Source organism: Trinickia dinghuensis, from assembly GCF_003367175.1.
Lineage (GTDB): Bacteria > Pseudomonadota > Gammaproteobacteria > Burkholderiales > Burkholderiaceae > Trinickia > Trinickia dinghuensis.
The window spans coordinates 46,627-59,532 of the sequence record NZ_QRGA01000019.1; the positions used below are offsets into that span (position 1 = coordinate 46,627).

11 protein-coding genes are annotated in these 12,906 nt (G+C 65.0%); 6 read left to right on the top strand and 5 right to left on the bottom strand.

Annotated features, from left to right (window positions below; translation table 11 throughout):
• Positions 1-109 precede the first annotated feature (109 nt).
• Positions 110-1,582: an MFS transporter gene (locus tag DWV00_RS28145; RefSeq protein WP_115536912.1), complete on the top strand. Its 1,473-nt coding sequence runs from the start codon at positions 110-112 to the stop codon at positions 1,580-1,582.
• A gap of 72 nt (positions 1,583-1,654) precedes the next feature.
• Here the strand turns inward: DWV00_RS28145 and DWV00_RS28150 are convergent, their stop codons facing one another.
• On the bottom strand, positions 1,655-2,944 hold the full coding sequence (locus DWV00_RS28150) for an MFS transporter (protein WP_115537036.1): 1,290 nt from the start codon (positions 2,942-2,944) through the stop codon (positions 1,655-1,657).
• 268 nt (positions 2,945-3,212) lie between these two features.
• Here DWV00_RS28150 and DWV00_RS28155 point away from each other — a divergent pair, with 268 nt between their 5' ends.
• The gene (locus DWV00_RS28155) at positions 3,213-3,875 is read left to right on the top strand and encodes a TetR/AcrR family transcriptional regulator (RefSeq protein WP_115536913.1); all 663 of its coding nucleotides are present in this window, start codon (positions 3,213-3,215) and stop codon (positions 3,873-3,875) included.
• An 80-nt stretch (positions 3,876-3,955) separates the two neighbouring features.
• A complete protein-coding gene (locus DWV00_RS28160; RefSeq protein WP_115536914.1) occupies positions 3,956-4,588 on the top strand; it encodes a DUF1415 domain-containing protein in 633 nt (210 codons plus the stop codon).
• On the opposite strand, the gene DWV00_RS28165 is transcribed toward DWV00_RS28160, so the two are convergent.
• On the bottom strand, positions 4,585-5,421 hold the full coding sequence (locus tag DWV00_RS28165) for a class I SAM-dependent methyltransferase (RefSeq protein ID WP_115536915.1): 837 nt from the start codon (positions 5,419-5,421) through the stop codon (positions 4,585-4,587). The genes DWV00_RS28160 and DWV00_RS28165 overlap by 4 nt on opposite strands.
• 344 nt (positions 5,422-5,765) lie before the next feature.
• Here DWV00_RS28165 and DWV00_RS28170 point away from each other — a divergent pair, with 344 nt between their 5' ends.
• Positions 5,766-6,089: a DNA-binding protein gene (locus DWV00_RS28170; RefSeq protein ID WP_115536916.1), complete on the top strand. Its 324-nt coding sequence runs from the start codon at positions 5,766-5,768 to the stop codon at positions 6,087-6,089.
• A gap of 106 nt (positions 6,090-6,195) precedes the next feature.
• On the opposite strand, the gene DWV00_RS28175 is transcribed toward DWV00_RS28170, so the two are convergent.
• Positions 6,196-7,335 (bottom strand): methyltransferase, encoded by a 1,140-nt coding sequence (locus DWV00_RS28175; protein WP_115536917.1) that lies wholly within the window; start codon positions 7,333-7,335, stop codon positions 6,196-6,198.
• A gap of 227 nt (positions 7,336-7,562) precedes the next feature.
• Complete coding sequence (locus DWV00_RS28180) at positions 7,563-9,416, bottom strand: putative bifunctional diguanylate cyclase/phosphodiesterase (RefSeq protein WP_181885613.1); 1,854 nt, start codon at positions 9,414-9,416, stop codon at positions 7,563-7,565.
• Positions 9,417-9,874: 458 nt separating this feature from the next.
• On the opposite strand from DWV00_RS28180, the gene DWV00_RS28185 reads away from it, so the two are divergent.
• Positions 9,875-10,384 (top strand): Lcl C-terminal domain-containing protein, encoded by a 510-nt coding sequence (locus DWV00_RS28185; RefSeq protein ID WP_115536919.1) that lies wholly within the window; start codon positions 9,875-9,877, stop codon positions 10,382-10,384.
• 153 nt (positions 10,385-10,537) lie between these two features.
• Positions 10,538-11,071 (top strand): DUF1566 domain-containing protein, encoded by a 534-nt coding sequence (locus tag DWV00_RS28190; RefSeq protein WP_115536920.1) that lies wholly within the window; start codon positions 10,538-10,540, stop codon positions 11,069-11,071.
• A gap of 84 nt (positions 11,072-11,155) precedes the next feature.
• Here the strand turns inward: DWV00_RS28190 and DWV00_RS28195 are convergent, their stop codons facing one another.
• A complete protein-coding gene (locus DWV00_RS28195; protein ID WP_115536921.1) occupies positions 11,156-12,808 on the bottom strand; it encodes an L-lactate permease in 1,653 nt (550 codons plus the stop codon).
• Between the last annotated feature and the right edge of the window lie 98 nt (positions 12,809-12,906).

Sequence of the window (12,906 nt, forward strand, 5' to 3'; positions counted from 1 at the left end):
CCGATCCCCGTGACACCCGGCAGCTGGCACACGGCTTGCGCCGCACGCGGGCGGCCCGCCGCTTGAAAACGGCCCGGCCATCACCGCATCCATCAGGAGAATAGTCGAGATGAGCCTGAAGACCGCGGCGCCCCGCCCCGCTTCGAGCGGGAGCATCATCGAAACCGATTTGCCCTCGCGGCTCGATCGCCTGCCCTGGGGGCGCTTTCATACGCTGATAGTAGTCGCCCTCGGCATCACCTGGCTGCTCGACGGGCTCGAAGTGACATTGGCCGGGGCCGTGGCCGGAGCGCTCAAATCGAGCCCAGCCTTGCATTTGACCGACGCCGACATCGGTCTGGCCGGCAGCGCTTACATCGCCGGGGCGGTGCTCGGCGCCCTCATCTTCGGCTGGCTCACCGACCGGCTCGGGCGACGCAAACTGTTTTTCGCGACCCTCGGGCTGTATCTCGTCGCGACGGCCGCCACGGCGCTGTCTTGGAATTTCGCGAGCTTCGCGGCGCTGCGCTTTTTGACCGGTGCCGGCATCGGCGGCGAATATGCGGCGATCAATTCGACGATCCAGGAATTCACGCCCGCGCGCGTGCGCGGCTGGACGGACCTCGGCATCAACGGAACATTCTGGATCGGGGCAGCTCTAGGCGCCGGCGGCTCGCTCGTCCTGCTCGATCCGCATGTCGTCCCAGGCGACTTCGGCTGGCGCGCCTGCTTTTTCATCGGCGCCGCACTCGCGCTCGTGATCGTGTTCATGCGCGTCTGGGTGCCGGAAAGCCCGCGCTGGCTGCTCACGCACAACGAGCCGGAGCAAGCGAAAAGCGTGGTCGAAGACATCGAAGCGCGCTTTCGCCGTGTGGGCAGCCGGCCGTTGTCCGACGAATTGCACACGCTGCGGTTCGCGCGCCGCGAGAGCACGCCGTTTAGCGAAGTGTTCGAAGCGCTGTTCGTCACGCACCGGCGCCGCTCGCTCGTCGGCCTCTCTTTGATGACGGCGCAGGCCTTCTTCTACAACGCGATCTTCTTCACCTATGCCCTGGTGCTGACCGATTTCTATCATGTGCCCGGCGGCGAAGTCGGCTGGTACCTGCTGCCGTTCGCATTAGGGAATTTTCTCGGCCCGATCGTGCTGGGGCATGCGTTCGATGCCGTCGGCCGGCGCACGATGATCGCGCTCACCTACGCACTGTCCGGCCTGTTGTTGATCGGCAGCGGCTATCTGTTCGCGAAAGGCGTGCTGACCGTCAAAGAGCAGACGGTAGCCTGGATGGTGATTTTCTTCTTCGCGTCGGCCGCGGCCAGTTCCGCCTATTTGACGGTGAGCGAATCGTTCCCGCTCGAAATTCGCGCGCTCGCGATCGCCGTGTTCTACGCGTTCGGCACGGCGCTCGGCGGCATCGCGGGCCCCGCGTTCTTCGGCCGGCTGATCGATACCCAGCAGCGCGGTGCCGTATTCGAAGGCTATCTCGTCGGCTCCGGATTGATGCTGGCCGCGGCGGCGATCGCGGCCGTGTGGGGCGTCGATGCCGAGCGCAAATCGCTCGAGCAGGTCGCGACGCCGCTTTCTGCGCTGCGCGAGGAACCCTGACACGCGCAGCGCCACCCCGGCAGTGCAGGTTCGTGCAGTCCGTGCAGGTGCGTATTACCGCTGCTGGGCCGGTTAAGCCGCCGTCGCCGTGACAGCCGGCACCGAACCGCGGCGGTGAATGCGCAGCACGAGCATCGAGGCGACCAAGCACAACCCGCCCGAGATCATCGACGCGACCGTATACGTACCGAGGCTCGAGCGCAGCAGTCCCGCGCCGTACGCGGCGAACGCCGCCCCGAGTTGATGGCCCGCGACCACCCAGCCGAACACCACGAGCGCCGAGTCCTTGCCGAATGCGTCGTTCGTCAGGCGCACCGTCGGCGGCACCGTCGCGATCCAATCGAGCCCGTAGAAGGCGGCGAACAAAGGCAGGCCGAAGAAATCGATGCCGAACGCGTGCGGCAGATAGATCAGCGAGAGCCCGCGCAGCCCGTAATACCAGAACAGCAGGATACGGCTGTTGAAGCGGTCGGACAGCCAGCCCGAGAGCGTCGTGCCGAACAGGTCGAAGACGCCCATGGCGGCCAGCAGCGACGCGCCTTGTACTTCGCTGAGCCCGTAGTCGCCGCACATGGCGATCAAGTGCGTGCCCACATAGCCGTTCGTGCTCGCGCCGCAAATGAAGAAACTGAAGAAGAGCAGCCAGAAGTCGCGCGATTTGCTTGCCGACGCCAGCGTCCCGAACGCGATCGCGAGCGGATTTTGCGGGGCATGGGCATCGGTGCGCGGCGCATCATGGGGTTCGCCATAGGGCCGCAGGCCGACGCTCGCCGGCCGCTCGGGCAGCAAGAACACAACGAGCGGCAGCACGACCGCCGCGCAAACGGCCACGATCAGCACGACGGGCCGCCAGCCATGATGCTCGGCCACCGAGGCCAGCATCGGCAGAAACACGAGCTGGCCGGTGGCCGAGCTGGCCGTCAGCACGCCCATGACGAGCCCGCGACGCTCGACGAACCAGCGGTTCACGACCGTTGCCGAGAGCGTCAGCGCCGCGACGCCGGTCGCGCTGCCGACCATCACGCCCCAAATCAGGATCATTTCCCACGGCGCCGTCATCATCGACGACAACGCGACACCGCCGGCCATCAGCACCAGCGCCGCCATGAGCGTGGGCCGCACCCCGAAGCGCTGCATCGAAGCGGCCGCGAACGGACCGGTGAGCCCGTACAGCGCGATATTGACCGAAATCGCCAGCGAAATCGTCGCGCGGCTCCAGCCCAATTGATGTTCGAGCGGCACCATCAGCACGCTCGGCGTCGCGCGTGTGCCGGCGGCGGCGAGCAATACCAGGAACACCACGGCGGCGACGACCCAGCCGTAGTGCGCCCGCCCGTTCATTCTCGTTGCAATCCAGTTCATCGGCATTCTCGTTTAAGCGCGTCCGCCGCCCCTGACGGCGTGTCGGTGCACGTGGTGAACGTTGCACGCCGGTGCGTAGCCAGCCAATTCGGCGGGACGCCCGGTCGATTGTTGATGGTTGCTGCACCACACTTGTGACAGATCAGTCACAAGTGTGAGTTGCAATGCTAGTTACCGATCGGTAACATGTCAAGCAGGTCAATTCGTAGTCTTGGACGATCGGGCGGCAGGCGGCACAATCGCGCTCCGTCAAACCGGACAGTTCGCAATGAAAGAGAAATACGCCGAGATCTCTCCTACCCGTGCCCCGAGGGCCAAAGCGGCCGCCTCGCGCACGCGTCCCCACACCGACGCCGCCACGGCGCAGGAGTTGCTGCTGCGTGCGGCGGGAGAACTCTTCTACCAGGAAGGGGTGCGCGCGGTGGGCGTCGACGCCGTCGTCGAGCGCGCCGGCGTCAACAAGATGAGTCTGTACCGGCAGTTCTCGTCGAAGGACGAACTGATCGAGGCCTACCTCGAACAGACGAACGAGAGTTTTTTCGCGAACTTCGACAAAAGCATCGGCATGCACCCGGGTGAGCCGGTGCGCCAGATCGCCCAGTACTTCGAGGATCTGACGCAGCGCGCATCGCGCGAGGGCTATCGCGGCTGCCCGTTCGTCAACGTCGCGGCGGAATTTCCCGATCCGACGCACCCGGCGCGCGAGATCGTGGCGCGCAACAAGGCCGAACTGAGCGAGCGGCTCACCGAACTGACGACGGCCGCGGGCGCCGACGATCCGGCTGGCCTCGCCGATGCGCTCGCCTTGCTGATCGAAGGGATCTATGCGGCCAGCCAGACGTTCGGGCCCGGATGCGGCCCGATCCTGGCGGCACCACGCGTGGCCGCGATGCTCGTTGCGGCGGCATGCGGCAAACGCGCCGACGCGTAAAATGCCGCTCTTCGCGCCGCGCCCGCGCCCGCGCATGCACCCGCATCGAACCGAGCCGACATCTCACCTTCACCGCCGCCATGCACGAACCCAGCGATAGCGCGGCGCCGCCGGCCGCCGCCGACGAAATCCTCGCCGCCACGCGGCATTGGCTCACCCGTGCGGTGATCGGCCTCAATCTCTGCCCGTTCGCGAAGGCCGTTCACACGAAGCAGCAGATTCGCTACGTCGTTAGCGAAGCGCCCGATCTCGAAGGCGTACTGACTGTGTTGGAGGCTGAACTTCGGGCGCTGACGGAGGCCGATCCCGAATGCGTCGACACGACGCTTTTGATCTTCCCGCACGCATTCGCCGATTTCCTCGAATTCAACGACGCGCTGTTCTTCGCCGAGCGGCTGCTCGGACAGCTTCGACTCGACGGCGAACTGCAGATCGCGAGTTTTCATCCGCACTACCAGTTCGAGGGCACCGAGCCCGAGGACATCGAGAACTACACGAACCGCGCGCCCTACCCGATCCTCCATTTGCTGCGCGAATCGAGCGTCGAGCGCGCGACGCAAGCCTTTCCCGATGCCGCCGACATCTACGAGCGCAATCAGGAAACGATGCGCCGCCTCGGCCACGAAGGCTGGCGTAAATGGATGCAAGAGCAAGTGCCGGCAAGCTCGGGCGAGCCGGCCGGCCCGGCCACGCCCAGGCCTTCGTCCGATTAAACCGTCGTAAAAAACCGCTCGCGCAGTGAATCGAGCCCGAACGTATCGAGCACCTCGGTCAAGCGCTCGGCGGGCCGCTTGCGCGGCAGATCCTTGTACTGGGCCACGATGAGTTCGTTTTTCATCGAATGCTCCCAGCCGACAAGTTCCGTCACCGTCACTTGATAGCCATGCGCCTCTAATTGCAGGCAGCGCAGGACGTTCGTGATCTGGCTGCCGAATTCGCGCGTATGCAGCGGATGACGATAGATCTCGGTGAGCGCGCTGCCGAGCGACTTGCCCTTGTTTCGTCTGAGCACACCCGCCACCTCCGCTTGGCAACACGGCACGAGCACCATGTGGCGCGCGCGCTTTTCCAGCGCGAAGCGGATGGCGTCGTCGGTCGCCGTATCGCAGGCGTGCAGCGCCGTGACGACGTCGATGGTCTCCGGCAACTGCGCCAGGGCGATCGAATCGGCCACCGACACGTTCAGAAACGACATCGCCTCGAAGCCGAGCCGCACCGCCAGCGCCGTCGATTTATCGACGAGTTCGGCGCGCGTTTCGATTCCGTAGATACGCGAACCGGTACCGGGCGGCAGCGCCTTGAAAAAAAGATCGTAGAGGATAAAACCAAGGTAAGACTTGCCGGCGCCGTGATCGACGAGCGTGACGGCGCCTCGATCGCGCACGACTTCGGCAAGCAGCGGCTCGATGAATTGGAACAGGTGATAGACCTGCTTGAGCTTGCGGCGGCTGTCTTGATTCATCTTGCCGTCGCGCGTCAGGATATGAAGCTCCTTGAGCAGCTCGACCGATTGGTTGGGGCGAATTTCGTAAGTCTTGTTCGACATGGTGGGACGCCTCCCGGACAAGTCGCCGCGAGCGTGCGACAGCCTACAGAAGCATAAAAACAATCGCGTCAGTTTACCGAAAAGCGCGTGAGACGCTGGAAAGTGCGCGGGAACGATTTGTGCATGGACGCGCGGACCGAATTTTTTCCCGTCCGGGCGGTGCAGCCCGCATTCGCGCTGGAGCGCGGCACGGCACGGGCCGCGGCGCCGCAGGCGGCGCGCGGCAGGCTCGTTCGCGTGCCGACGCGTTACGTAACGAACGTTACGTCGCGGCGGTGGAGCCCAGCGCGGCTGCCCCGGCACATGGACGGCGAAGAAGCAAAGTTGACGAAAGGACGACAGCGATGGCTACGATACCCAACGGAGACGCGGAGCAAAAGTTTCAAGCGATGCTCGCCAATCTCCTTACGCCGCCCACGGGCTGGTCGGAAAAGCAGCAACTGGAACTCGAGATGGCGCGCGACATTTCGGTGGAAATGCTACGGCTCGCCGAGTCGATGCGCGATACGGACCCCGGTCTCGAGGCACTCCTCACGCTGCTCAAGTATGCGAAAGTCGTCGACTTCATCCTGACGACGCTCGCATCGAGGCGCGACATCCGCCCGCAGACATTGCGCGTCATCTTCAAGCTCGCCGGTTTGAAAGTCGACGAGGCCTATCCGGGCTGAGCGTGCCGTCCCAATATGCGAGTCCCGCGAGGCGATCGGCCTCGCGGTCCGTATCCCGTTACTCCTGTTACTCCGGTTACTCCCGTTGTTCTCGTTGCTTCCCCCGTCACTTCGCCCCGAGCCGCCACAAGGAAGTCACTTCGGCCGCTCGGGCACGATAAAGCGGATCGGACGGATCCGCCGCCTTCGGATGAACCGGCCGGATGTCGTCCCGGCCGATCACCTTCAATCCCGCCGCATCGATCATGGCCTGCAGCGCCTCGCGCGAGCGCAATCCCAAATGCTCGGCGAAATCGGACAAGATCAGCCATCCTTCGCCGCCGGGCTCGAGATGCGCGGCGAGGCCATCCAGAAACCCGCGCAGCATGCGGCTGTCGGGATCGTAGACGGCACGCTCGATCGGTGAACTGGGCCGCGCCGGCAGCCAAGGCGGATTGCAGACGACAAGCGGCGCGCGCCCCGGCGGAAACAGATCGGCCTCGCACACCTGAACCTGCTCGGTCAAATCGAGGCGGGCGACGTTTTCGCGTGCGCAGGCGAGCGCGCGGGCGTCCGCGTCCGTGGCGACGATGCGCTCGACGCCGCGCTTGGCCAGCACGGCCGCGAGCACGCCCGTGCCCGTACCGATATCGAACGCGAGCGAGCGCGATGGCAGCGGCGCGCGCGCGACGAGTTCGATGTACTCGCCGCGCACCGGCGAGAACACGCCGTAGTACGGGTGGATGCGCGCGCCGAGCGCGGCGATTTCGATGCCCTTCTTGCGCCACTCGTGCGCGCCGACCAGCCCCTGCAATTCACGCAGCGAGACGACGGACGATGCGCCTCCGGCGTCGCCCTCGCCGTATACCTCGGCGCAGGCCTGCTTCACGTCGGGGGCGCGGCGCAGCGGGATCGAATAATCGGCATCGAGCGGAATCAATACCATGCCGAGCGTGCGTGCGCGTTGTGCCTGAGCCTGTCGATGCGCGTTGAACGCATCGAGCGGAGAAGCCGGGCTCTTGTGCTTCTTGCGGTCGATTCGACGCGCCATGGCCTGCATGAGTTGGCGCGCGTTTTGAAAATCGCCGCGCCACAAGAGCGCGACGCCCTCGCTGGCTTGGCGATAGGCCGCATCGGCGGTCATGCGGTCGTCGGCTAGGACGACGCGCCGCGGCGGCGCGGCGCCGGCTTCGGAGCGCCAGCGCGCGCTGAGTTCAAGGTCGCCGTCGGTCCAATGGATGACGGGTACGGTCGGATCGGTAGTCACGAAGCGGGTAACGAAAAGGCTCGGAGGGGCGGGCGAACGACACGCCCGCCCGGCAAGCCGACACGATACCTCGCTTTTGCAGCGTCGCCGCGTTCGAGAGCCGGCCCCGAGTCGAATCCGGATCGAATCCGGATCGAATCCCGTCAACCCTTGAACGCTCCCACGACGCCGGAGAGCGTCCCCGTCCGATCCTGCATCGATCGCGCGGAAGCCGCCACTTCGAGGAACTACGCGCTTGATGCGGCCGCTACGCCGCGCCGCTTGCCGCGGCCGTGCTCGACGCCCTGGGGAAGCTGCAAGACGGCGCCCTGCAGCAACAGACGCGTCGCCGCGTCGGCATCGAGCGGCTTGCTGAACAGAAAGCCCTGTGCTTCGACGCAGCCGAGGTCGATGAGGAACGCGCGCTGGGCGAGCGTTTCGACCCCTTCAGCGATGACGGAAAGCTCAAATGCATTGGCCAGCGTCACGACGGCGGTTGCAATCGCCCCCGAGTCGCCCTCGCCGATACCGCGCACGAACGCGCGGTCGATCTTGATGCGGTCCACGGGCAGCGCACGCAGTTGCCCGAGGCTCGAATAGCCCATGCCGAAATCGTCGATCGCCACCCGCACGCCGAGGCGGCGGAATTCGACGAGCCGGCGCGCAGACGCCTCCGGGTTCTTCATCAGCGCCGTCTCGGTCACCTCGAGTTCGAGGAGCGTCGGGTCCATGCCCGTTTCTTGGATGACGCGCTGGAACGTCGTGACGATATCGGCACGCAGCAATTGCAGCGGCGATACGTTGACCGAGATCGGAATCGGCTTGGCCTGCAACTCGCGCCACGCCGCCGCCTGTTCGCACGCGGCGCGCAGCACCCATTCGCCGAGCTGCGACACGAGCCCCGACGCCTCCGCCACCGCGACGAAATCGGCGGGATTCATCATCCCGTGATCGTCGTCGCGCCAGCGCACGAGTGCTTCCAGGCCCCGCACTTCACCGGTACGCATATCCACTTGCGGCTGAAAGTTCAAATGCAGCTTGCCGCCCTCGATCGCTTTCCTGAGACGCCCCGACAACTTCAGCCGCGCGTCCGCATCGCTGCGCATGCGGTGGCGATAGAACTCGAAGCAGTTGCGCCCGCGGCCCTTGGCGACATACATCGCCATGTCGGCGGCACGGATCAGCGCTTCGGCGTCGTCGCCGTCTTCGGGAAACATGCTGATGCCGATGCTCGCGCCGGCGACGAGTTCGTGCCCGGCCACGACGATCGGCTCCGCGAGTGCTTCCAGCACCGCGCCGGCCAGCGCCTGGTACGGCTCGTCGCCGCGCAGCTCGCGGACCATGACGAACTCGTCGCCGCCGTAGCGCGCGACGAGATCGCCGGGCCGCGCGCAGGCCTCGAGCCGCGCCGCCACTTCGACGAGCAGGCGATCGCCGATGTTGTGCCCGAGCGCATCGTTGACGGTCTTGAATGCGTCCAGATCGATGAACAGAACGTGGAGGTGCCGCGCGGGCGTCATCATCGCTTGCAGCTTCGCGGTGACCGTCATCCGGTTCGACAAGCCGGTGAGACTGTCGCGTTCGCTCAAATCGCGCAAGCGGGTCGAGCGTTCGGTCAGCTTCATGTAGACGCCGTACGTGGTCTTCGCGAGCACGAGCGGATAGCCGAGCACCACGGGGACCCAGGCGAGCGCCGCATGCAGCGTCATGGCAGGCTCGACGTAGGCGCCGAATACGAGCATCCCCGTGCCGGCACCGAAGGCCATTGCGAGAAGGCCATAGCCGAAAAGCCGCCATCCGCCGGCCGCCATGTTGTCGATCGTGAACATGAGGAAAACGACGACGGTGGCGATCGGCGCGTAATGCACGGCCGCGATGAACCAGCCGCCGCTGATCGAATCGACCATGAAGTTCCAGCGCTCGCGCAGCAAGGGTTGCGGAGCGCTACGCGCATGCAGATACGCCAGATGCGGCCAGACGAAACAGACAGCCGCGATGGCGGCGATCGCCCATGCGTGCGCATGCTGCGAATGCAGCAAAATCAGCAGCGGAAAGAAACCGACCGCAAAGCCGAAAAGCCGCAGCACGTAAATGCGGCGCACGAACCCGGCGCCTTTGCGCGGGCTTTCCCCGCGGTACGCGTTCGGGGCTGCAGTCAGTCGTGGCGACTCATAGTGCATAGTCGATCAAAGTGCTGCGCATGGGCGCCGGCTTGGCGCCGCACCACATCGGAACGATGTGGTCCTTGTTCTAACGGCCATTCGTCCTAAAAGTTTAGACAAAAGATCATGCGCGCGCAGAACAGTGCATCATCCGCCGCGCACCATGCTGCAGTCATCGTACCAACCGCAAATACGTCAATACGCAAATCCGCGCATGGCGCACCGTCGGCGAACGAAGGTGCATCTCCACCATCGACGTTTCGCAGCGACTCAAGGGAAGGCCGTTCCGTCTGGCGCGCACGCCTCGCTACGCACTTCGCCCTCCCCGTCATCGGAAGGAATTTCCTACTCGATCAGTCGACGATCTCTTGAACCGTAAAAAGTAAGGAGTACGAACGATGATCGAGTTCGCACGGCATCCGGTCGCCGGTACGCCTCGCGTGGGCGAATACTGGGAAGGACAAGGAGGAATCTACGCAGGAATCATGCCGGACTACACGGGCACGTCGCCCTATCACCTCGTGCTGTCGACGGACGAAGCCGTCGATATCAAATGGGGTCCGTACGGTATCCCAGACGACGACGCGAGAAGCAAGAGCGACGGCCAAGCCAACACCAACACGCTGACGCACTGCCGTCACAGGCACCCGGCCGCACGCTGGGCCGCCAACTACGAAAAGGACGGGCACGCCGATTTCTATCTGCCCGCGCAGTGCGAACTCGAAATGGCCGCCGCCTCGCTGCCGGATCAATTCTCACGATCGGAATGGTATTGGTCGAGCACCGAGGAAACGGCCGACAACGCGCAGGGAGCCAATTTCAACGGGTATCCGCTCGGCACGTCGTTCAAATCGTTCGCCGGACGCGCCCGCGCGGTCAGAAAAATTTTCGTGTCCGACTCCGCGTAACGCGCCTTCATGTAGCCGGCGCGGCGCGAGCGCTTCCCCTTCGTCCTAAAAGCGAGGAGAAACGCGTGGGCAAAGCCGTGCCGCGTCAACATCGCTTCTCGCCGATCGACCGCCCGCATCCGGCAGCGGGCTCATGAACGAGGAAGACGAGCCATGACCGAAACGACGACACAGCGCCTGACGTTGTCCGACGCACCCGCGATAGGCCAGTATTGGGAAGGGCAAGGCGGCATCTACGCCGGCATCGTGCCCGACTACGTCGGCACGCAGCCGCGCTTTTTGATCTTCGCTGCCGACGAGGCAGTCGACGTGCAGTGGGGCGGCTTCGGCGGGACGGAAAGCGGTGCGCTCGATCCCCGCGACGGCAAAGCGAATACCAAGCATTTAGCCGAATGCAGTCTCGACTCCCACGACCACGAGGCGGCTAAGTTCGCATCCCAATACGAGAAAGACGGGCACAAGGATTTTTACCTCCCGTCGCGACGCGAGCTCGATGTCGGATACCAAACGATCCGCGATCGATTCGATGCCGGCGAGTGGTACTGGTCGAGCACCGAGCACTCGAGCTTGACGGCTTACGTGCGCAATTTCGGCGAGATCGAACTGGCGAAACTCCTCAAGGCGCTGAAGGCCCGCGCCCGGCCCGTTCGCACGATGCCGGTGGCCGGCGGCGAAGCGGCGGCCTAACGAGCACGCGTTTCACTCGCCGGCTCGCCCCCGCACGAGGGCGCCGCACCCGCGTAACGCGAGCAAACGCGGCGCCCTTGTTCCCTACTGCTGGGCGGCCGGAATCATCCAAGTCAGCACATGCTGCTGCAGGAACACGAGCACGCCGAGCAGCAGCATCAAGAACACGCTATGCCAGAAGGTGCGAGCGAACACAACGCCCTCTTGGCCTTTGAGGTCAGTCGTCGAGACGCCCGTCGCGATATTTTGCGGCGAGATCATCTTGCCCATCACGCCGCCCGACGAGTTCGTCGCGGCCATCAGCACCGGGTCGAAGCCCAGTTGCCGCGCGGCCACGACCTGCAGGTTGCCGAACAGCGCATTGCCCGACGTATCGCTGCCCGAAAGGAACACCGCGATCCAGCCGAGCGAGGCCGAGACCAGCGGAAACAGCGCCCCCGTCGCCGCAACGCCCGTGCCGAGCGTGTAGCTCATACCCGAATAGTTGAGCAAGTACCCGAGGCCGACGATCATCATGACGGTCGCGATCGCGATGCGCGTTTGCCGCCAGGTCACCGCCACGCACGAGAAGAAATCGCCGACGCGCATCCGCGACCACACCGCCGTGACGATCGCCGATAGGAGAATCGCCGTGCCGGTGCCGAGCGGCTGGAAGTCCCAGATCGCCGCGTACGACTTGTGATACAGCGAGACATAGACCGCGTTGTGCAGCCCCGGCCACTTGATCTTCATGTCGCCGATCGACGCGATGTTGGCGTGCACCCATACGATCACGACGACGGACACGACGATCCACGGCAGCCAGCCGCCCCACCCCGCCCTTTGTTGCGCGGCGCCGGCACCCGTCAACGTGTCGCCGCCGCGGGCGATCGCGAAATGCGCGTCGGGCTCGGGCCGCCACACTTTGAGGAAGGCGATCGTCACGATGAGCGAGGTCAGCGACGACAGCACGTCGGTCAATTGATAGCCGAGGTAGTTCGACGTGACGAACTGCGCGAGCGCGAAGCTGCCGCCCGAAACGAGCAGCGCGGGCCACAGCTTGCCGACCGAGCGGATGCCGCCGTAAAAGCCGACGACGTAGAACGGCAGCAACAGCGCGAAGAACGGCAGTTGACGGCCGACCATGGCGCCGAGCGTCGCGGGATGCAGCGACGTGACGGCACCGAGCACCGTGATCGGCACCCCCAGCGCGCCGAACGCGACGGGCGCCGTATTGAAGATCAGCGTAAACGTCAACGCTTCGAGCGCGGGAAAGCCGAGTGCGATCAGGAGCGCGCTCGTGATCGCGACCGGCGTGCCGAAACCCGAGATCCCTTCGAGCAAGCACCCGAACGAGAACGCGACGACGAGCAGGACGAGACGCCGATCGTCGGGCAGGTTATCGAGCATCCATTGCCGGAACTGATCGAAACGTCCCGTCGTGACGGCGATGTTGTAGAGCAGCAGCGCATTGAACACGATCCACATCACGGGGATGAGCGCGAGCGCCATGCCGGCGCCGACGGCATTGAAAGCGAGGCCGGCCGGCATGCCCCAAACCGCGATCGCCGCGATCAGCCCGACGATCAGGCCGGCGAGCGAGGCTTGCCACGCCGGACGGCGCAAGACGCCGAGCATGATCAGCGCCGCCGCGATCGGCAGCGCGGCGACGAGAAACGAGAGCAAGAGGGAATGTCCGACGGGGGTAAGCGGTTGCGCGTACAACGTACCGGGTGGAAGCGCCACGGTTGGATCCATGCTGTCTCCTTAGAGTTGTCGTTGTCGGACGGACATCGATACCCGTTAGCTCATTCCGATCCGCGGCATCGTTCCGTCGGCGGGGCAACACTGCGCTA

Coding starts and splice junctions, on each gene's coding strand:
- DWV00_RS28160 (WP_115536914.1), top strand. CDS start 3,956: ATGCACGAACCCAGCGATAGCGCGGCGCCGCCGGCCGCCGCCGACGAA.
- DWV00_RS28145 (WP_115536912.1), top strand. CDS start 110: ATGAGCCTGAAGACCGCGGCGCCCCGCCCCGCTTCGAGCGGGAGCATC.
- DWV00_RS28165 (WP_115536915.1), bottom strand. CDS start 5,421: ATGTCGAACAAGACTTACGAAATTCGCCCCAACCAATCGGTCGAGCTG.
- DWV00_RS28170 (WP_115536916.1), top strand. CDS start 5,766: ATGGCTACGATACCCAACGGAGACGCGGAGCAAAAGTTTCAAGCGATG.
- DWV00_RS28190 (WP_115536920.1), top strand. CDS start 10,538: ATGACCGAAACGACGACACAGCGCCTGACGTTGTCCGACGCACCCGCG.
- DWV00_RS28195 (WP_115536921.1), bottom strand. CDS start 12,808: ATGGATCCAACCGTGGCGCTTCCACCCGGTACGTTGTACGCGCAACCG.
- DWV00_RS28185 (WP_115536919.1), top strand. CDS start 9,875: ATGATCGAGTTCGCACGGCATCCGGTCGCCGGTACGCCTCGCGTGGGC.
- DWV00_RS28150 (WP_115537036.1), bottom strand. CDS start 2,944: ATGAACTGGATTGCAACGAGAATGAACGGGCGGGCGCACTACGGCTGG.
- DWV00_RS28155 (WP_115536913.1), top strand. CDS start 3,213: ATGAAAGAGAAATACGCCGAGATCTCTCCTACCCGTGCCCCGAGGGCC.